A 20,579-nucleotide genomic window follows, 5' to 3' on the forward strand; every position below is an offset into this window, starting at 1 on the left:
TTCGTTGCATTTACTGCCCGGCTCCCGACCCATAACGTCGTGGCACGGCAGACGCATCGTCTCTGTGAGGCAACTGCCGTTGTGGGATCAGTGTTGTCGCAGGGCCAAGGCCTTGCGATTGCTCACTGACGAAAACAACAAACAAGGATCGGGATTGTCATGCGCCATACCACCGTTCTATCCGCGATATTTGGCACCAGCCTGTTGGCTGTGGCCTCGATGGGCCAGGCTGCCGAGAAAAAGAGCCTGGTGTTTTGCTCCGAAGGCAGCCCGGCTGGCTTCGACACCGCGCAATACACGACGGCCACCGATAACGACGCCGCCGAGCCTATCTACAACCGCTTGGCCGAGTTTGAAAAAGGCGCGACCAATGTCGTTCCGGGCCTGGCAACCCGTTGGGATATTTCCGAAGACGGCCTGACCTACACCTTCCACCTGCGCGAAGGGGTGAAATTCCACAGCAACAAGGACTTCAAGCCGACGCGTGATTTCAACGCCGACGACGTGCTGTTCACCTTCAATCGCATGCTTGACCCCGAACACCCGTTCCGCAAGGCCTACCCCACCGAGTTTCCGTACTTCAACGGGATGAGCCTGAACAAGAATATCGCCAAGGTCGAGAAAACCGACCCGCATACCGTGGTGATGACCCTGAACACGGTCGACGCCGCGTTTATCCAGAACATCGCCATGAGCTTCGCCTCGATCCTGTCGGCTGAATACGCCGACCATTTGCTCAAGACCGGCAAGCCCAGCGACATCAACCAGAAGCCGATCGGCACCGGGCCGTTCGTGTTCCAGCGTTATCAGAAAGATTCGCAGATCCGCTACACCGGCAACAAACAGTACTGGGACCCGAGCCGCGTGAAGCTCGACCAGCTGATTTTTGCGATCAACACCGACGCGTCGGTACGGGTGCAAAAGCTCAAGGCCGGCGAATGCCAGATCACCCTGCACCCGCGCCCGGCCGACGTCGAAGCCCTGAAGGCCGACCCGAACCTGCAACTGCTGACCAAGCCAGGCTTCAACCTGGGCTACATCGCCTATAACGTGCGGCACAAGCCCTTCGACCAGCTCGAAGTGCGCCAGGCCCTGGACATGGCGGTGAACAAGCAAAGCATTCTCAACGCCGTGTACCAGGGCGCGGGGCAACTGGCGGTCAACGCCATGCCGCCGACCCAGTGGTCTTACGACGACACCATCAAGGACGCCGCCTACAACCCGGAAAAAGCCAAGGAACTGCTCAAGGCTGCCGGCGTGAAGGAAGGTACCGAAATCACCCTGTGGGCGATGCCGGTGCAACGGCCGTACAACCCCAACGCCAAGCTGATGGCTGAAATGCTGCAAAGCGATTGGGCCAGGATTGGCCTCAAGGTCAAGATCGTCAGCTATGAATGGGGCGAGTACATCAAGCGCACCAAGAATGGCGAGCACGATGTCAGCCTGATTGGCTGGACCGGTGACAACGGTGACCCGGACAACTGGCTGGGCACCCTCTACAGCTGCGACGCCATCGGCGGGAACAACTACTCCATGTGGTGTGACCCGGCGTACGACAAGCTGATCAAGCAAGCCAAGGTCGTGACCGACCGCGAACAAAGGACTGTTCTGTACAAACAGGCGCAGCAACTGCTTAAAGCACAGGTGCCGATCACGCCAGTCGCCCACTCGACGGTTAACCAGCCGTTAAGCGCCAAAGTCGAAGGTTTCAAAGTCAGCCCCTTCGGCCGCAACGTGTTCTCGGGCGTCAGTATCACCCCATAAAAAGATAACCGGATTGCGCAGGGTGAGCATTCACCTTGCTGCAAACGTGCAGCCTTATTTCGGGTTTTACCCAAGGGCAAACGTTTGCAAAGGCTTGAAAGAGTTACACACCCAATAGCCGGTTCACCTAAAAAGACCGGCATTAAAAAAGAGAACCAAAGGAGCTTCACCCATGAAACTGAGCAGCACCGCGCTACTGGCCCTGGCCATCAGCAGCATCACGGCCACCGCCTACGCTGAACCTGCAAGCCAGGACTTCGTTCCAACCACACTGGCCGGCACCAGCGCCCAAAGCGAGGCCAAAGGCTTTATCGATGGAGCAAGCCTGGGCGGCACAACCCGTAACTGGTTCTCCAACGAACAGCGCTTCCGTGGCAGCAAGTTCACCTACCAGAAGCACGGCGAAGCCCGTACTGACAACTACCGTACCAACTGGGTGCAAGGCACCATCCTCAACGCTACCTCGGGTTTCACCCAGGGCACCGTTGGCGTGAGCACTGAAGTGGCGGTCTACAACGCTCTGGTCCTGGACCGTAGCAAGCGTGACATCAAGGGCGGCTCCAACCGTACCCTGGCCGACTCCGACGGCGACGCCGTAGACCAGTGGAGCAAACTGGGCCTGGCCAACGTCAAGTTCCGTGTCTCGAACACCACCTTGACCGCCGGTCGCCAGAACTTCAGCAGCGGCATTATCGACACCATCGGTAACCGTGCGCTGCCTTCGAGCTTCGAAGGTGTGAGCTTCAACAGCGAAGAGTTCAGCAACCTGTCGTTCCAGGGCGGCGTGTTTGACCGCGTTTCGCCACGGACCGAGCAGAGCCTGTCGAAATTCCGCACTGAATACGGCAATGGCCGTCAGGAAACCGACAAGGTCAACACCCTGGGCGTCAACTACCAGCCGTTCAAGAGCCTGAAGACCAGCCTGTTCGCCGCCAACGTGGAAGACTTCTGGAACCAGTACTACTTCGGTGCTACCCACGAACTGGGTGACAGCCAGACCCTGTCCCTGACCACCGGCCTGAACTACTACAAAACCGTCGACGAAGGCAAAAAGTTGATGGGCAAGATCGACAACGACACCTACTCGCTGTCGTTCGGCCTGACCCACCAGGCTCATAGCCTGACCTTCTCCTACCAGGCCGTGAACGGTGACGAGTACTTCGACTACCTGCACGAAACCAACGGTATCTACCTGGCCAACTCCCTGACGTCCGACTTTAACGGTCCGAACGAGAAGTCCTTCCAGATTGCCTACGGCATCAACATGGCCGAATACGGCGTGCCAGGCCTGAAGTTCAACATCTACTCGGCGCGTGGCTGGGGTATCGACGGTACTCACTACACCGGCGACGGCGGCCGCGCAGGCTTTGCCTACAACGGCATTCAGGCCCAGGACGGCGAGAAACACCAGGAATATGGCGTGGGTACTTCCTATGCGATTCAGAGCGGCGCACTCAAGGCCACCACCATTCGTGGGACCTACGTGACTCACCGTGCCAGCGCCAACCAGGCTGACGGCAACCTGCGTGAGTTCCGCCTGGTGACCACCATCCCGTTCAACATTCTTTAATCAGCGCCAGGTAAGCGGCAGGCTCAGGACGAGCCTGCCGCTTACGCTTGTCTGGTCCAATCGATTGCAGAGGGCTCTTAGATGAAAATGCTCCCGTTACAAGCTGCCATTGCCGCTGCGCTGTTGAGCGTCGCGGTCGGCATCTCGGCCAAACCGTTGGTCGTCTGCACCGAAGCCAGCCCGGAAGGTTTCGATCCGGTCCTGTACACCACGGCTGTCACCGCTGACGCCGCGGCTGAAACCATGTTCAACCGCCTGGTGGACTTCAAGCCCGGCACCACCGAAGTGATCCCGGCGCTCGCCAAGGACCTGCCGGAAATCAGTGCCGATGGCCTGACCTACACCTTTCACCTGCGCGACGACATCAAGTTCCACACCACCGACTACTTCAAACCCACGCGCAACCTGAACGCCGACGACGTGCTCTGGAGCTTCCAGCGCCAGCTGGACCCGAAACACCCTTGGCACAAAAAGTCCAACGTGGGCTACCCGTACTTTGAAAGCATGGGCTTCAAGGAACTGCTCAAGAGCGTAGAGAAGACCGACGACCACACCGTGGTCTTCACCCTGACCCGCCCTGAAGCACCGTTCCTGGCCGACCTGGCCATGGCGTTTTCCTCGATCCACTCCGCCGAATACGCCGACCAGTTGCTCAAGTCCGGCAAGACCGATGACCTGAACGCCAAGCCCATCGGCACCGGCCCGTTCATCTTCACCCGCTACGCCAAAGACGCCCAAGTGCGCTTCAAGGCCAACCCGGACTACTTCCGTGGCAAGCCGCCGGCCGATCCGCTGATCCTGGCCATCACCACCGACAACAACGTGCGCCTGCAAAAGCTCAAGGCCAACGAATGCCAGATCGCGCTGTATCCAAAACCGGATGACGTGCCGAGCATGAAGGCCGACCCGAACCTGAAGGTCGCGGAACTGGCGGCGATGACCACCGCTTACACCGCCATGAACACCACCCACAAGTACATGAGCGACGCCCGGGTGCGTCACGCGATCAACATCGCGTTCGACAAGAAAGGCTACAACGAGTCCCTGTACGGCAAAGGCAACGCAGTCGACGCCACCGGGCCTTACCCACCCACCTTGCTGGGCTTCAGCGACAAGCTGAAGAACCCGCCCCGCGACCTCGACAAGGCCCGCGCCCTGCTCAAGGAAGCCGGTGTACCGGAAGGCACCGAGATCACCCTGTTCACCCGCAATGGTGGCGGCCCGACCAACCCCAACCCGATGCTCGGCGCCCAGCGCATGCAGGCGGATTTGGCGCAAATCGGCCTGAAAGTGAACATCAAGGTCATGGAATGGGGCGAAATGCTCAAGCGCGCCAAGAATGGCGAACATGACATGGTCTCCGCCGGCTGGGCGGGGGATAACGGGGACCCGGATAACTTCCTCACCCCGAACTTGAGTTGCGATGCAGCGAAAAACGGCGAAAACTACGCCCGCTGGTGTAACAAAGAGTTTCAAGACTTGATCGACAAGGCACGCGCCATCGCTGAACCCGCACAGCGCGCTGCACTCTATGAACAAGCCATGGACGTTTTCGACAAGGACCAACCATGGATTCCCATGGCTTACCCGAAAATGTTTACCGCCATGCGTAAAAACGTCGAGGGTTATACCCAAAGCCCTCTGACTACAAATAACTTCGCCACCACCCAGGTGAAGTAGATAAGAAACGCTCGGCACCGTCGACATTGACGGTGCCGAACCTGCCTAACCGGCTGATTGAGGTACACAACAAGATGTTTAGTTTTATTGCCCGCCGATTGGGGTTACTGATCCCCACGTTTTTCGGCATCACCTTGCTGACGTTCGCGTTGATTCGCATGATCCCTGGCGACCCCGTCGAAGTCATGATGGGCGAACGACGAGTCGACCCCGAGATGCACGCTCAGGCAATGGAACGCCTTGGTCTGAATAAACCGCTTTATGCGCAATACCTGGATTATGTCGGCAAGCTCGCCCACGGCGACCTCGGCGAATCCCTGCGCACCCGTACCAGCGTGTGGACTGAATTCACCGCCCTTTTCCCGGCGACCCTGGAACTGTCCATGGCCGCCCTGTTGTTCGCCGGCATCCTGGGGCTGTTAGCCGGGGTGATCGCGGCCTTGAAGCGAGGATCCCTGTTCGACCATGGGGTGATGGGCATCTCCCTGGCGGGATATTCGATGCCGATCTTCTGGTGGGGCCTGATCCTGATCATGTTCTTCTCCGTCAGCCTGGGCTGGACGCCCGTGTCCGGGCGGATCGACCTGCTCTACGACATCGAGCCGCGCACCGGCTTCATGCTGATCGACACCCTGCTGGCTGACGAGCCGGACGCGTTCTGGGATGCCTTGCACCACCTGATCCTGCCGGCCATCGTGCTCGGCACCATCCCGCTGGCCGTGATCGCGCGGATGACCCGTTCGTCGATGCTCGAAGTGCTGCGCGAAGACTACATCCGTACCGCCAAGGCCAAAGGCCTGTCGCCGGCGCGCGTGGTGTTCGTCCACGGCCTGCGTAACGCCTTGATCCCGGTACTCACCGTGGTCGGCTTGCAAGTCGGCACGCTGCTGGCCGGTGCGGTCCTGACCGAAACCATCTTCTCGTGGCCCGGCATCGGCAAATGGCTGATCGAAGCCATTGGCGCACGGGATTATCCCGTGGTGCAAAACGGCATCCTGTTAATCGCCTGCCTGGTGATTCTGGTGAACTTCGTGGTGGACATCCTCTACGGCTTCGCCAACCCACGCATCCGTCACCAGCGCTGAGATCATGACCATGACCACACCTACTCCCGCGGTAGCAGTCGATCAAAGCCTGCTGTACCCGTCCCCGTACAAAGAATTCTGGCAAGCCTTTTCCAAGAACAAGGGCGCCGTTGCCGGCCTGCTGTTCATGTTGCTGGTGGTGTTTTGCGCCATCTTCGCCCCCTGGGTGGCTCCGCATAACCCAAGCGAGCAATACCGTGACTTCCTGCTGACCCCTCCGGCCTGGCTGGAAGGCGGGCAGATCCAGTTCCTGTTGGGTACCGATGAGCTGGGCCGTGACCTGCTGTCGCGCCTGATCCAGGGCTCGCGCCTGTCCTTGCTGATCGGTTTGTCGTCGGTGGTGATGTCGTTGATCCCGGGGATCCTGCTGGGTCTGTTCGCCGGTTTCTTCCCGCGCCTGCTCGGCCCAACCATCATGCGTCTGATGGACATCATGCTGGCCCTGCCGTCGCTGCTGCTGGCTGTGGCCATTGTCGCAATCCTCGGCCCTGGCCTGATCAACACCGTGATCGCGATTGCGATCGTGTCGCTGCCGTCCTATGTCCGTCTGACCCGCGCGGCGGTGATGGGCGAACTGAACCGTGACTACGTGACCGCCGCCCGCCTCGCCGGCGCCGGCCTGCCGCGCCTGATGTTCGTCACCGTGCTGCCAAACTGCATGGCACCGCTGATCGTTCAGGCCACCTTGAGTTTCTCCTCGGCGATTCTCGATGCCGCAGCCCTGGGCTTCCTGGGCCTTGGCGTACAACCGCCAACCCCTGAGTGGGGCACCATGCTGGCCTCGGCCCGCGACTACATCGAACGCGCCTGGTGGGTCGTGAGTCTGCCTGGCTTGACCATTTTGCTCAGCGTGCTGGCAATCAACCTGATGGGCGACGGCCTGCGCGATGCGCTGGACCCGAAACTCAAGAACGCCGCCTGAGGAGATTCCCATGTCACTGCTAGAAATCAAGAATCTCAATGTCCGCTTCGGCGACAAGACTGCCGTGCCGGTGGTCGATGGCCTCGACATCTCCGTCGACAAAGGCGAAGTACTGGCGATCGTGGGCGAGTCGGGTTCGGGTAAATCCGTGACCATGATGGCGCTGATGGGCCTGATCGAGCACCCCGGCATCGTCACCGCCGACGCCCTGAACTTCGATGGCAAGGACATGCTCAAGCTGAGCAACCGTCAGCGTCGGCAGATCGTCGGCAAAGACCTGGCGATGGTGTTCCAGGACCCGATGACTGCACTGAACCCCAGCTACACCGTGGGTTTCCAGATCGAAGAAGTGCTGCGCCTGCACCTGAAAATGTCCGGCAAGCAAGCGCGCAAGCGTGCCATCGAACTGCTCGAAAAGGTGGAAATCCCGGGGGCAGCCAGCCGTATGGATGCCTACCCGCACCAACTGTCCGGTGGTATGAGCCAGCGTGTGGCCATCGCCATGGCAATCGCCGGCGAGCCGAAACTGCTGATCGCCGATGAACCCACCACCGCACTCGACGTGACCATCCAGGCCCAGATCATGGACCTGCTGCTGGCCTTGCAGAAAGAGCAGAACATGGGCCTGGTGCTGATCACCCACGACCTCGCGGTGGTGGCTGAAACCGCCCAGCGCGTGTGCGTGATGTACGCCGGCCAGGCCGTGGAAGTCGGCCAGGTGCCACAGTTGTTCGACATCCCGGCGCACCCGTACAGCGAAGCGCTGCTCAAGGCGATTCCCGAGCACAGCCTGGGCGCCACGCGCCTGGCCACGCTGCCGGGTATTGTTCCCGGCCGTTATGACCGCCCGCAAGGTTGCCTGCTGTCGCCACGCTGCCCGTATGTGCAGGAGTCCTGCCGCGCCCAGCGTCCTGGCCTTGACCCGAAAAGCAACAGCCTCGCCCGCTGCTTCTACCCGCTGAATCAGGAGGTGGCGTAATGGCCGTCGTACTTACCGCCCGCGACCTGACCCGTCACTACGAAGTGTCCCGTGGCCTGTTCAAGGGCCACGCGCTGGTGCGTGCGCTCAATGGTGTGTCGTTCGAACTGGAAGCCGGCAAGACCCTCGCGGTCGTGGGCGAATCCGGTTGCGGCAAATCCACCCTGGCCCGCGCCCTGACGCTGATTGAAGAACCGTCTTCCGGCTCGCTGAAAATCGCAGGGCAAGAAGTTGCCGGGGCCGACAAGGCCCAGCGCAAGCAATTGCGCAAAGACGTGCAGATGGTGTTCCAGAGCCCGTACGCCTCGTTGAACCCGCGCCAGAAGGTCGGTGACCAACTGGGCGAGCCGCTGCTGATCAACACCAACCTGTCCGCCGCCGAGCGTCGGGAAAAGGTCCAGGCGATGATGAAGCAAGTGGGCCTGCGCCCTGAGCATTATCAGCGCTACCCGCACATGTTCTCCGGTGGCCAGCGCCAGCGGATCGCACTGGCCCGGGCGATGATGCTGCAACCCAAGGTGCTTGTAGCGGACGAACCGACCTCGGCGCTGGACGTGTCGATCCAGGCCCAGGTGCTGAACCTGTTCATGGACCTGCAGCAGGAATTCAACACCGCCTACGTGTTCATCTCCCACAACCTGGCGGTGGTGCAACACGTCGCCGATGACGTGATGGTGATGTACCTCGGCCGCCCGGTGGAGGTCGGTCCGAAGGAAGACATCTACGCACGCCCGCTGCACCCGTACACCCAGGCGCTGCTGTCGGCGACCCCGACCATTCATCCGGACCCGAACAAACCGAAGATCAAAATCGTCGGCGAGTTGCCCAACCCGTTGAACCCGCCATCTGGCTGCGCGTTCCACAAGCGCTGCCCGTACGCGACCCAGCTGTGCAGCACCGATGAACCGGTGCTGCGACCACTCGACAACCGCCAGGTGGCTTGCCACTACGCGGAGCAATTTGTGGTCTGACGTGCAAAAAAAATGCTCTGGAGGGTGAGTCCAGAGCATTCCAGTGTTCTACAGCCCTGCTTGTCGGATAGCGCATCTGTCCGGTAAGCGGGGCTTTCTTTTGCCTGCGTTACTTACGTATCGCTGTCGCCATCGTTGTAGGTGTCGCTGTCTTCGCCGTCATTGTCCGGGTTTTCGGCGTCGTCATCGTCCTTGGAACCGCCCTGGTTCTCGTCACCAGGCTCGGATTCACTCTTGGCCAGCAGCAAGCCACCCGCCTGCACCGTCTTCGCCGCCACAAATCCGGTGCCATGGCTTTGCACAGCCGTTGTGGCCCACGCGGAAGACATACCCAACGACAACATCACCAGCACTTTGAGCAACAGCACCACACGTTGAAAGATACTCATGGTCGAATTCCGCCCAGTCAGGAGTTGAATTGCGTACGACGGCTGTCCGCCGTCGCCTTGCTTCAAGCTAGTCCCGAACTGAAGTTTTCGCCAATGAAACAACCCGGATAGCAGCCAAAGAAAAAGGCGAAGCCATCACCGCTTCGCCCTCTCTTATGTCGCCAACCCTTAGTGATGCTCGCGGGTCGCGCGGAATTTCACATCCGGCCAGCGCTCTTCCATCAGCGCCAGGTTGACCCGGGTCGGGGCCAGGTAGGTCAAGTGACCACCGCCGTCGATCGCCAGGTTTTCCACGGCCTTGATCTTAAACTCTTCGAGCTTCTTCTTATCGCTGCAATCGATCCAGCGCGCGGAGTACACGGTGATCGGCTCGTAGGAGCATTCGACCTTGTATTCCTCTTTCAGGCGACTGGCCACCACATCGAACTGCAGCACACCGACGGCGCCGAGGATGATGTCGTTGCTGCGTTCCGGGAAGAACACCTGGGTCGCGCCCTCTTCTGCCAACTGCTGCAAACCCTGGCGCAGTTGCTTGGATTTCAGCGGGTCACGCAGGCGTACGCGGCGGAACAGTTCCGGGGCGAAGTGCGGGATACCGGTGAAGCCCAGTACTTCGCCTTCAGTGAAGGTGTCACCGATCTGGATGGTGCCGTGGTTGTGCAAGCCGATGATGTCGCCGGCAAACGCCTCTTCCAGTTGCTCACGCTCGGAGGAGAAGAAGGTCAGGGCGTCGCCGATGCGCACGTCCTTGCCGGTGCGCACGTGGCGCATCTTCATGCCTTTTTCGTATTTGCCGGAGCAGATGCGCATGAAGGCGATACGGTCGCGGTGCTTGGGGTCCATGTTCGCCTGGATCTTGAACACGAAGCCGGCAAACTTCTCTTCCACCGGCTCCACGGTACGCTCGTTGGCAACACGGGCCAGCGGCTTGGGTGCCCAGTTGACCACGGCGTCCAGCACGTGATCGACACCGAAGTTGCCCAGGGCGGTACCGAAGAACACCGGCGTCAGCTGGCCGTCGAGGAACTCCTGCTGGTTGAACTCGTGGCAGGCGCCCTGCACCAGTTCCAACTGGTCGACAAACCGGTCGTACTCGTCACCCAGGTGGGCGCGGGCTTCGTCGGAGTCGAGCTTCTCGATGATTTTCACATCGGTACGTTCATGGCCATGGCCGGCGGTGTACACGATGATGTAGTCGTCAGCCAGGTGGTACACGCCCTTGAAGTCGCGGTAGCAACCAATCGGCCAGGTGATCGGCGCGGCCTTGATCTTCAGGACGGCTTCGATTTCGTCCAGCAGTTCGATCGGGTCGCGGATGTCACGGTCGAGTTTGTTGATAAAGCTGACAATCGGCGTGTCCCGCAGGCGGCAGACGTCCATCAGCGCGATGGTCCGTGGCTCAACGCCTTTACCGCCATCGAGGACCATCAATGCCGAGTCCACCGCCGTCAGGGTGCGGTAGGTATCTTCGGAGAAGTCTTCGTGGCCCGGGGTGTCGAGCAGGTTGATCATGTGGTCGCGATACGGGAACTGCATGACCGACGTGGTGATGGAGATACCACGCTGCTTTTCCATTTCCATCCAGTCAGAGGTGGCATGGCGGTCGGATTTGCGGGATTTCACCGTGCCGGCCACCGCGATCGCCTTGCCCATCAGCAACAGCTTCTCGGTGATGGTGGTTTTACCGGCATCGGGGTGGGAAATAATGGCGAAAGTGCGGCGTTTCGCGACTTCGGCGGCCTGGTGGGTCATGGGAAATCGCCTGGCAGGTGAGTCAAAAAAGGGCGGCGAGTATAGCGCAAACCCGGGGTGACGGACCACCGTTCACCCCATTGGGGGTGGCTAATTGCTGCCAAGTATGGAACCTTTTAAAAGGTAGAGACGTCCACTCCCCTGCTACCGCACTCGTAACAGGGGCTGAAAAATCAGCAAGTTAGCCTGACGAGGCTGCGCTCATGGCTCGACCGCATACCGCGTTGCCGGTAGGGGCGAGCTGCTATTCGCGACCACATTCGCCGACAGCCAGGAATGGCATTGCCGCTCGGAAATGTGTTCGCCGACAAAAGAAAAAAGGAGTCCGCCTGTGGCTATTCGCTATGGCAAAGGGCTGATAGGAGGAGCGGTTGTCGTCGCTCTCCTGGCCCTGCTGGTCCACTGGATCGGCATCAACACGATCGAACTGTACCGCGACGATTTGTTGTTTTACCTGCAAGCTCACTTGATCCTCGTCCTTGTTTCGATGCTGGCCGCCCTGATCGTAGGGATTCCCGCCGGTATTCTGCTCAGCCGACCGACTATGGTCGGGCGCGCAGAACGCTTCATGCAGATCTTCAACATCGGCAATACCGTCCCTCCCCTGGCCGTACTGGCCATCGCCCTCGGTGTCCTTGGCATCGGCAGCGGCCCCGCGATCTTCGCGCTGTTCCTCGCCTCGTTGCTGCCCATCGTGCGCAACACCTATGAAGGCCTGAAAAACGTTCAAGGTTCCCTCAAGGAAGCCGCCGTCGGCATCGGCATGACGCCGCGCCAGGTGCTGTTTCGCGTCGAGCTGCCCAACGCCGTGCCGATCATCATCGGCGGTGTGCGCGTGGCCCTGGCGATCAACGTCGGTACCGCGCCCCTGGCGTTCCTGATTGGCGCCAACAGCCTGGGCAGCCTGATCTTCCCCGGCATCGCCCTGAACAATCAGCCGCAACTGTTGCTCGGCGCCGCGTGCACCGCGCTGCTGGCCTTGCTGCTCGACGGTCTGGTGACCATGGCCAGCCGCCTTTGGCTGGAACGCGGGTTGCGTCCGTCTTAAGGCTTTGGCAAAGGAATTCACATGAAAAAACTGACATTGATATTGAGCTGCGTCCTGCTGTTCGCAGGGTTTGCGCAAGCCGCTGAAAAACCGGTCATTCGCATCGGCGCCCGGGTGTTCACCGAACAGACCCTGCTCGCCGAAATCACCTCCCAGTACCTGCGCACCAAGGGTTACGACACCCGTGTGACCGGCGGCCTGGGCAGCAACCTGGCGCGCAGTGCCCAGGAAAGCGGGCAACTGGACCTGATCTGGGAATACACCGGCGTGTCGCTGGTGGCCTACAACCACGTCGACGAGAAGCTCGACAGCGAACAGTCCTACGCCCGAGTGAAAGAACTCGACGCGAAAAAAGGCCTGGTCTGGCTCTCCCCGTCGAAATTCAGCAACACCTACGCCCTGGCGCTCCCAGAGAACGTGGCCAAGGAATTCCCGCAGATCAACAGCATCAGCGACCTGACCAGCGCCCTGGCCGAGAAAACCAAGGGCACACGCCTGGTAGCCCTGGACACTGAGTTCGCCAACCGTTCCGACGGCATGGCCGGCATGGTCAAGCTGTACGACATGAACCTGACCCGCAAGAACACCCGGCAGATGGACGCCGGCCTGGTGTACACCGCGCTGCGTAATGGCCAGGTGTTTGCCGGTTTGGTCTACACCACCGACGGTCGCCTGAACGCCTTCAAATTGAAGCTGCTGGATGACGACAAGCATTACTTCCCGGACTACACCGCAGCCCCCGTGGTGCGTCAGGTTTACCTCGACGCTCACCCGCAACTGGCCGCCGACCTCAAGCCACTGGCTGCGCTGTTCGACGACGAAACCATGCGCCAGCTGAATGCGCGGGTCGACGTCGACCATGAAAGCCCGTCCGCTGTGGCCGCAGATTTCCTGCGCCAGCATCCGATCAACTAAGAGGAGAAGACATGGAATTCCTGAACGCCTTTTCCCATCTTGATTGGGCACTCGTCCTGCAACTGACCTGGCAGCACATCACCCTGGTCGGCATCGCAGTCATCCTGGCCATCGTCGTGGGCGTGCCCCTGGGCGTGCTGATGACCCGCTTCCCGACCCTCGCCGGCCCGTTGCAAGCCAGCGCCACGGTGCTGCTGACCGTGCCGTCGATTGCCTTGTTCGGCCTGCTGCTGCCGTTCTACTCCAAGTTCGGCCAGGGCCTGGGGCCGATGCCGGCGATCACCGCCGTGTTCCTCTACTCCCTGCTGCCCATCATGCGTAACACCTACCTCGCCCTCACCGGCGTGGAACCGGGCATCCGCGAAGCCGCCAAAGGCATCGGCATGACCTTCGGCCAGCGCCTGCGCATGGTCGAACTGCCGATTGCCGTGCCGGTGATCCTCGCCGGTGTGCGCACCGCCGTCGTCATGAACATTGGTGTGATGACCATCGCCGCCACCATCGGCGCCGGTGGCCTGGGTGTACTTATTCTGGCTTCCATCAGCCGCAGCGACATGTCGATGCTGATCGTTGGCGCCGTACTGGTCAGTCTCCTGGCCATCTTCGCCGACCTGCTTCTGCAATGGCTGCAACGCACGCTGACTCCAAAAGGACTGCTCAAATGATCGAACTTCAAAACCTGACCAAGACCTTCCAAAGCAACGGCAAAACCATCACCGCCGTTGATTCCGTAAGCCTGACCGTCAACGAAGGCGAGATTTGCGTATTCCTCGGCCCGTCGGGTTGCGGCAAGAGCACCACGCTGAAGATGATCAACCGCCTGATCAAGCCGACCTCCGGCAAGATCCTGATCAATGGCGAAGACACCACCGACCTCGACGAAGTGACCCTGCGTCGCAACATCGGCTATGTGATCCAGCAGATCGGCCTGTTCCCGAACATGACCATCGAAGAAAACATCGTGGTGGTGCCCAAGCTGCTGGGCTGGGACAAGCAGAAATGCCACGACCGCGCCCGCGAGTTGATGAGCATGATCAAGCTGGAGCCCAAGCAGTACCTGCACCGCTACCCGCGTGAGCTGTCGGGTGGCCAGCAACAGCGGATCGGCGTGATCCGCGCCCTGGCGGCGGATGCCCCGCTGCTGCTGATGGATGAACCGTTCGGCGCGGTCGACCCGATCAACCGCGAGATGATCCAGAACGAGTTCTTCGAGATGCAACGCGCGCTGAACAAGACCGTGATCATGGTCAGCCACGACATCGACGAAGCCATCAAGCTGGGCGACAAGATCGCGATCTTCCGCGCCGGCAAGCTGCTGCAGATCGATCACCCGGACACCCTGCTGGCCCACCCTGCCGACGAATTCGTCAGCAACTTTGTTGGCCAGGACAGCACCCTCAAGCGCCTGTTGCTGGTGAAAGCCGAAGATGCGGCGGACAACGCGCCGTCGGTCAGCCCGGAGACGCCGGTGGCGGAGGCCCTGGAGCAGATGGACGAACTGGACCGTCGCTACGTGGTGGTCACCGATGCCGAGAACAAGGCGCTGGGTTATGTACGACGTCGCGACCTGCACCGTCAGACCGGCACCTGCGGCCAGTACCTGCGCGAGTTCAACGCCACGGCGGCGTATGACGAGCATTTGCGCATCCTGTTGTCGCGCATGTACGAGTTCAACCGCTCGTGGTTGCCGGTGATGGACGCGGAGCGGGTGTTCCTCGGGGAAGTGACCCAGGAGTCGATTGCCGAGTACCTGAGCTCCGGTAAGTCCCGTGGGGGCAAGACCAGCATTGTTTCGCCGGCCGAGACAGCACTGGCCTGATAAATCTGCTTCTGTGGCGAGGGGGCTTGTCCCCCGTTGGGCTGCGCAGCAGCCCCATTAACTCCCCGCGTTTTTTCAGACAAAAAGCGGTGGCAGGTTTTGGGGGCCGCTACGCAGCCCAACGGGGGACAAGCCCCCTCGCCACAAAAGCCCTCGCTAACCAGCAGTTTCCCATTCAAATTGCCCCATCGGGGGAACATCAATCCGTCATACCGGTCGGTTACATAAGTAGCTGCAGGCGGCCTCACGACGAACGCGTGCAAAAACGCGACATTTTTAGTTGATCTATAGCCCCTCACGTCCTAAAGTTCGCGCCGAACGTCCATGCTGGAAACGATCCATCCGGCTCAAGTACTGACGACGAGACAGCAAGGCCAAGGGAAGCGGTTGATCCCATGGCCTTTTTGCTTTCGGCGACATGCCTTGGGAAGTAGGCGAACCAAAGTGGGGATACGGAGGACGTTCATTTGCACCCATTGATCAATTTAGTTTGCCAGTAGGAGTTCCCAGCATGTCGATCCAGGTCGAAGACTATTTCGCGCGCGCCACTTTTGACAAAATGAAGGCGTTCGCCGATACCCAGGAAACCCCGTTCGTGGTGATCGACACCGCGATGATCAGCCAGGCCTACGATGACCTGCGCGCCGGTTTCGAATTCGCCAAGGTGTACTACGCCGTCAAGGCCAACCCGGCCGTCGAGATCATCGACCTGCTCAAAGACAAAGGTTCGAGCTTCGACATCGCGTCGATCTACGAGCTGGACAAGGTCATGGACCGCGGCGTCAGCCCGGACCGTATCAGCTACGGCAACACCATCAAGAAATCCAAGGACATCCGCTACTTCTACGAGAAGGGCGTGCGCCTGTTCTCCACCGACTCCGAAGCCGACCTGCGCAACATCGCCAAGGCTGCCCCGGGCTCGAAAGTCTATGTGCGCATCCTGACCGAGGGCTCGACCACGGCCGACTGGCCGCTGTCGCGCAAATTCGGCTGCCAGACCGACATGGCCATGGACCTGCTGATCCTCGCCCGCGACCTGGGCCTGGTGCCTTACGGCATCTCCTTCCACGTCGGTTCGCAACAGCGTGACATCAGCGTGTGGGACGCGGCGATCGCCAAGGTCAAAGTGATCTTCGAACGCCTGAAGGAAGAAGACGGCATCCACCTGAAGCTGATCAACATGGGCGGTGGCTTCCCGGCCAACTACATCACCCGTACCAACAGCCTGGAAACCTACGCCGAGGAAATCATCCGCTTCCTCAAGGAAGACTTCGGCGACGACCTGCCGGAAATCATCCTGGAACCGGGCCGTTCGTTGATCGCCAACGCCGGGATCCTGGTCAGTGAAGTGGTATTGGTTGCGCGTAAATCCCGTACCGCCGTCGAGCGTTGGGTGTACACCGACGTGGGCAAATTCTCCGGCCTGATCGAAACCATGGACGAAGCCATCAAGTTCCCGATCTGGACCGAGAAGAAAGGCGAGATGGAAGAAGTGGTCATCGCCGGCCCGACCTGCGACAGCGCCGACATCATGTACGAGAACTACAAGTACGGCCTGCCGCTGAACCTGGCGATTGGTGACCGGATGTACTGGTTGTCCACCGGTGCGTACACCACCAGCTACAGCGCGATTGAATTCAATGGCTTCCCGCCGCTGAAATCGTTCTACCTGTAAGCCGGCGGCAAACAAAAAACCCATGACGCGTCATGGGTTTTTTTGTGGGTTCAGGAAAGCTCGGCGGTGCGTCGCTGGTAGGCCACAGCCATCGCCCGAATCTGCGGGTCGTTGGCGGCAGACAACGCCTTGTGCGCCACACGCAAGAACTTCAGATTCCCGCCCGCCAGCGCCTTGCGCAGCCACTCCAGCGCCGCGTCGACCTGGCCGCGATCCGCCAACACCGCCGCATAACTGAACTGCCCGCGAAAATCCCCGCCTTGCGCCGACCGGCGATACCACGCCACCGCCGCCTCCAGATCCCTGGGGCAAAACTGCCCTTCTTCCAGATAACGCCCCAGCAGGTTCATTGACTTGGCATGGCCCAGTTCCGCTGCCTGTCGATAACACGCCAGCGCCAGGCCTTGGTTTTCGGCGACCCCGCGCCCGGTCGCCAGCAGGTTGGCATAGTTATACAACCCCCAATCCAAGCCGCCTTCTGCCGCCAAACGATATTCCCGTGCAGCCGCCACCGCATCCGCCGTGCAACCCCAGCCATGCTCCAGGCAACGCCCGAGCATGTTGCGCGCCATCCAGTGCCCGCCTTGGGCCGCGATGCGGAACCAGCGCACCGCCAGCGCTTCATCGCGCTCGATGCCGCGCCCTTCCAGCAGGATTTGCCCAAGCAGCGCCTGGGCATCCACCACGCCCTCCTTCGCCGCGATCAAAATCGCCTGGGCGGCCCGCACCGGGGAGTCGTCGAGCATGCTCTGCAATTGCTCAACGTTGAGGACTTCTTCACGACGCAATAAAAAGCCCACGGTCAGACCTCAACCCAGCGGCGCAGCAGGTTGTGATAGGTGCCGGTGAGCTGGATCAGCGCCGGGTGGTCGGGCACGTCCCGGCTCAGTTGCTGGATCGCCCCGTCCATCTCGAACAGCAAGGTGCGCTGGCTGTCTTCGCGCACCAGGCTTTGGGTCCAGAAAAACGAAGCGTAACGCGCGCCACGGGTCACGGCGTTGACCTTGTGCAGGCTGGAACCGGGGTACAGCACCATGTCGCCCGCCGGCAACTTGACCCGTTGCAAGCCGAAGGTGTCCTGGATTTCCAGCTCGCCGCCGTCGTAGTCGTCGGGGTCGCTGAAAAACACGGTGGAGGACAGGTCAGTGCGCACCCGCTCGTGGCTGCCTTTGGACTGGCGCACAGCGTTGTCGATATGGAAGTCGAAACTGCCACCCGCCGTGTAACAGTTGAGCAACGGAGGGATGACCTTGTGCGGTAACGCCGCCGACATAAACAAAGGATTTTTCCACAGTCGATCGAGGATCGCCGCGCCGATTTCCTTTGCCAGCGGGTGGCCTTCCGGCAGTTGCAGGTTGTGTTTGGCCTTGGCCGATTGATGACCGGCAGTGATTTTGCCGTCGGCCCAATCGGCCTCCGCCAGGGCTTCGCGGATGCGCAGCACTTCCTCGCGAGAGAACAGGCCGGGAATGTGCAGCAGCATGGGGGCGTTACCTGAAAACAGTGAGACGCCAATGGTAGTGATTCTTATTGACTGTGCACAACCCCACTCCCAGCCAAACGACGAACGAGATCGTAAAAACCGTAAGCAAAAAGTGTAAAGAACGTAAATTCAGTGCGAATAGCAATGTATCGCAATTGATATAAAGTCTTGTTCTACCTATATTCCGCGGCCTCACCTCCTTGGGGAAAGGACACACTCATGCCGCGCACTTCGATAAAAACACCTGCCAGTTCACCACGGTTGCTGGCCTCGGCCATCGGCGTTGCCATCAGCGCCAGCGCTGCCGCCCAAATGGCGCAAGCCGCTGAAGACACCGAGCAGAAAGGCGAGCGCAACAGCATTTCCCTGGGGGCCACCAGCATCACCGGCCAGGAACAGGACAACACGTCCTACCAGGTCGAAAAAGCCTCTTCGCAGAAGTACACCGCGCCGCTGGTCGACACCCCGCGCTCGGTTACCGTGGTGCCACAGCAAGTACTCAAGGACACCGCCGCTACCTCGTTGCAGGATGCCCTGCGCACCGTACCGGGGATTACCTTCGGCGCCGGTGAAGGCGGCAACCCCCAGGGCGACCGGCCGTTCATTCGCGGCTTTGACGCACAGGGCGACACCTACCTCGACGGCGTGCGCGATACCGGCGGCCAGAGCCGCGAGATCTTCGACATCGAGTCGATCGAAGTCAGCAAAGGCCCCAACTCGTCCTTCGGTGGTCGCGGGTCGGCCGGCGGCAGCCTCAACCTGGTCAGCAAGACGCCACAGGCGCGGGACTTCACCAACGGTGGTTTCACCTATGGCTCCGACCAGACCCGTCGCTACGTGCTCGACGTCAACCGTCAGTTCCTGGACAGCGCCGCGTTCCGCCTGAACCTGATGAGCCACGAACAGAACGTCGCCGGGCGTGACGCCGTCAACTACGACCGTTGGGGTGTGGCCCCGTCGCTGACCTTCGGCCTGGGCACCCCGACCCGCGTCAACCTCAGCTACTACCACATGGAAAGCAACGACCTGCCGGATTCGGGCATTCCGTATGGCTACAGCAACAGCGGCGCCAGAGCTGCCCATGTGCATGACAAACCCACCGACGGCGGCGACAGCAACAACTTCTACGGCCTCAAGGATCGCGACTTCCGCAAGACCCGCGCCGACATCAGTACGTTCTCCATCGAGCACGACCTGAACGACAACATGACGCTGAAAAACACCCTGCGCCATGGCAACACCGGCCAGGACTACATCGTCACCCAACCGGACGACAGCCAGCACAACGTCAACCAGTTCGGCACCGTGTGGCGGCGCGCGAACACTCGCGTATCCACCACCGAAACCACCACCAACCAGACCGACCTGTTTGGCAGCTTCCAGGCCTTCGGCTTCAAGAACACCTACTCCACCGGCCTGGAATTCACCGGCGAAGAAACCCGCTACAGCGGCTACACCGTCAGCCCGAACAGCAACCCCGGTTGCCCGGCGCCCGGCAAAGGTGGCCAGTGCACCTCGCTGGGTAACCCGAACCCGGACGATGCCTGGACCGGCAGCATTGCGCGCAACTACAACGGCACCAACACCAAGGCCACCAGCCGCGCCGCCTATGTATTCGACACCATCGAACTGGACCCGCAATGGCTGCTGAACGTTGGCCTGCGCTACGACACCTTCGACACCGTGGCCAACACCAATGCGGTGCCGACCGCCACCGTCAAGGCCCGCAGCAAAATCAAGAACGACAGCCAATTCTTCAACTGGCAGGCCGGCCTGGTCTGGAAGCCACTGGATAACGGCAGCATCTATGCCTCCTACGCGACCTCGGCCTCGCCTGCCGGCGGCCTGGTAGGCGAAGGCGCAGACGGCAACCCGCTGTCTGCCGGTGCCGCTACCAGCGACCTGAAACCCGAAGAGACCGTCAACTACGAACTGGGCACCAAGTGGGACCTGTTCCACGATCGCCTGTCCCTGACCGCCGCGGTGTTCCGCACCGAGAAGAAAAACACGCGGATCCTGGTAGACGCGCTGACCTATGAAAACGGCGGCGAATCCCGTGTGGACGGCCTGGAGTTGTCCGCCAGCGGCAAGCTCACCGATCAATGGCAAGTGTTCGCCGGCTACAGCTACCTGAAAAGCGAACTGGTGGACCCGGGCTTGAACGGCCGGAACGGCGTCATCAGCGCGGGCTCCAACAAAGGCAACCAAATGCCCAACACGCCGAAGAACACCTTCAGCCTGTGGACAACCTATGACGTGACCCCAAAACTGACCGTCGGCGGCGGCGCATTCTATGTCGACGAAGTCTATGGCGATGCCGGCAACACCGTTTACGTGCCGTCGTACACCCGCTACGACGCCATGGCCAGCTACAAGCTGACCAAGAACGTGGACCTGCAATTGAACGTGCAGAACCTCACCGACAAGACCTACTACGACAAGGCCTACGCGGCACACTTCGCCAACCAGGCCGCCGGCCGCACGGCGATGCTGACCACCAGTTTCCATTTCTAAACCGATACAAATC

Annotated in this window: 17 protein-coding genes; 13 read left to right on the forward strand and 4 right to left on the reverse strand. The window is 60.6% G+C overall.

Features of this window, described 5'->3' with window-relative positions:
* Positions 1 to 219 precede the first annotated feature (219 nt).
* The 7 genes from HKK54_RS05390 to HKK54_RS05420 all read left to right on the forward strand — a co-directional run bounded on the left by HKK54_RS05390 (position 220) and on the right by HKK54_RS05420 (position 8,971).
* Complete coding sequence (locus HKK54_RS05390) at positions 220 to 1,764, forward strand: ABC transporter substrate-binding protein (protein WP_442962331.1); 1,545 nt, start codon at positions 220 to 222, stop codon at positions 1,762 to 1,764.
* Between the two features lie 172 nt (positions 1,765 to 1,936).
* Positions 1,937 to 3,334, forward strand: a complete 1,398-nt coding sequence (locus HKK54_RS05395; RefSeq protein WP_010175072.1) for an OprD family porin — start codon at positions 1,937 to 1,939, stop codon at positions 3,332 to 3,334.
* 81 nt (positions 3,335 to 3,415) lie between these two features.
* Positions 3,416 to 5,014, forward strand: coding sequence for an ABC transporter substrate-binding protein (locus HKK54_RS05400; RefSeq protein WP_169386315.1), 1,599 nt, complete (start codon positions 3,416 to 3,418; stop codon positions 5,012 to 5,014).
* Between the two features lie 74 nt (positions 5,015 to 5,088).
* Positions 5,089 to 6,099: an ABC transporter permease subunit gene (locus tag HKK54_RS05405; RefSeq protein ID WP_003215992.1), complete on the forward strand. Its 1,011-nt coding sequence runs from the start codon at positions 5,089 to 5,091 to the stop codon at positions 6,097 to 6,099.
* Between the two features lie 10 nt (positions 6,100 to 6,109).
* On the forward strand, positions 6,110 to 7,021 hold the full coding sequence (locus HKK54_RS05410; RefSeq protein ID WP_010175067.1) for an ABC transporter permease subunit: 912 nt from the start codon (positions 6,110 to 6,112) through the stop codon (positions 7,019 to 7,021).
* Positions 7,022 to 7,031: 10 nt separating this feature from the next.
* Positions 7,032 to 8,000 (forward strand): ABC transporter ATP-binding protein, encoded by a 969-nt coding sequence (locus tag HKK54_RS05415; protein WP_008437263.1) that lies wholly within the window; start codon positions 7,032 to 7,034, stop codon positions 7,998 to 8,000.
* Positions 8,000 to 8,971: a peptide ABC transporter ATP-binding protein gene (locus HKK54_RS05420; protein WP_003215987.1), complete on the forward strand. Its 972-nt coding sequence runs from the start codon at positions 8,000 to 8,002 to the stop codon at positions 8,969 to 8,971. Before HKK54_RS05415 ends, HKK54_RS05420 begins: the two co-directional genes overlap by 1 nt.
* A gap of 113 nt (positions 8,972 to 9,084) precedes the next feature.
* On the opposite strand, the gene HKK54_RS05425 is transcribed toward HKK54_RS05420, so the two are convergent.
* Positions 9,085 to 9,360, reverse strand: coding sequence for a hypothetical protein (locus tag HKK54_RS05425; RefSeq protein WP_169386316.1), 276 nt, complete (start codon positions 9,358 to 9,360; stop codon positions 9,085 to 9,087).
* 168 nt (positions 9,361 to 9,528) lie between these two features.
* Positions 9,529 to 11,112, reverse strand: coding sequence for a peptide chain release factor 3 (locus HKK54_RS05430; RefSeq protein WP_010175060.1), 1,584 nt, complete (start codon positions 11,110 to 11,112; stop codon positions 9,529 to 9,531).
* Positions 11,113 to 11,407: 295 nt separating this feature from the next.
* On the opposite strand from HKK54_RS05430, the gene HKK54_RS05435 reads away from it, so the two are divergent.
* The 5 genes from HKK54_RS05435 (at position 11,408) to HKK54_RS05455 (ending at position 16,569) form a co-directional block, all read left to right on the forward strand.
* Positions 11,408 to 12,160, forward strand: coding sequence for an ABC transporter permease (locus HKK54_RS05435; RefSeq protein ID WP_442962321.1), 753 nt, complete (start codon positions 11,408 to 11,410; stop codon positions 12,158 to 12,160).
* Positions 12,161 to 12,181: 21 nt separating this feature from the next.
* Positions 12,182 to 13,075, forward strand: a complete 894-nt coding sequence (locus tag HKK54_RS05440) for a glycine betaine ABC transporter substrate-binding protein (protein ID WP_010175057.1) — start codon at positions 12,182 to 12,184, stop codon at positions 13,073 to 13,075.
* Between the two features lie 11 nt (positions 13,076 to 13,086).
* The gene (locus HKK54_RS05445; protein ID WP_010175055.1) at positions 13,087 to 13,740 is read left to right on the forward strand and encodes an ABC transporter permease; all 654 of its coding nucleotides are present in this window, start codon (positions 13,087 to 13,089) and stop codon (positions 13,738 to 13,740) included.
* Entirely contained in the window at positions 13,737 to 14,894 is a 1,158-nt protein-coding gene (locus tag HKK54_RS05450) for an osmoprotectant ABC transporter ATP-binding protein OsmV (RefSeq protein ID WP_003215971.1), read from the forward strand. The genes HKK54_RS05445 and HKK54_RS05450 overlap by 4 nt, the downstream gene beginning before the upstream one ends.
* A 511-nt stretch (positions 14,895 to 15,405) precedes the next feature.
* The gene (locus HKK54_RS05455; RefSeq protein ID WP_010175053.1) at positions 15,406 to 16,569 is read left to right on the forward strand and encodes a type III PLP-dependent enzyme; all 1,164 of its coding nucleotides are present in this window, start codon (positions 15,406 to 15,408) and stop codon (positions 16,567 to 16,569) included.
* A 50-nt stretch (positions 16,570 to 16,619) separates the two neighbouring features.
* Here the strand turns inward: HKK54_RS05455 and HKK54_RS05460 are convergent, their stop codons facing one another.
* A complete protein-coding gene (locus tag HKK54_RS05460) occupies positions 16,620 to 17,369 on the reverse strand; it encodes a tetratricopeptide repeat protein (RefSeq protein ID WP_169386317.1) in 750 nt (249 codons plus the stop codon).
* Between the two features lie 2 nt (positions 17,370 to 17,371).
* Complete coding sequence (locus tag HKK54_RS05465) at positions 17,372 to 18,052, reverse strand: Fe2+-dependent dioxygenase (RefSeq protein ID WP_010175048.1); 681 nt, start codon at positions 18,050 to 18,052, stop codon at positions 17,372 to 17,374.
* Positions 18,053 to 18,271: 219 nt separating this feature from the next.
* Between HKK54_RS05465 and HKK54_RS05470 the strand changes: the two genes are divergently transcribed.
* Complete coding sequence (locus HKK54_RS05470) at positions 18,272 to 20,566, forward strand: TonB-dependent receptor (protein WP_169386318.1); 2,295 nt, start codon at positions 18,272 to 18,274, stop codon at positions 20,564 to 20,566.
* Positions 20,567 to 20,579 lie beyond the last annotated feature (13 nt).

Source organism: Pseudomonas sp. ADAK13 (assembly GCF_012935715.1).
Classification (GTDB): domain Bacteria; phylum Pseudomonadota; class Gammaproteobacteria; order Pseudomonadales; family Pseudomonadaceae; genus Aquipseudomonas.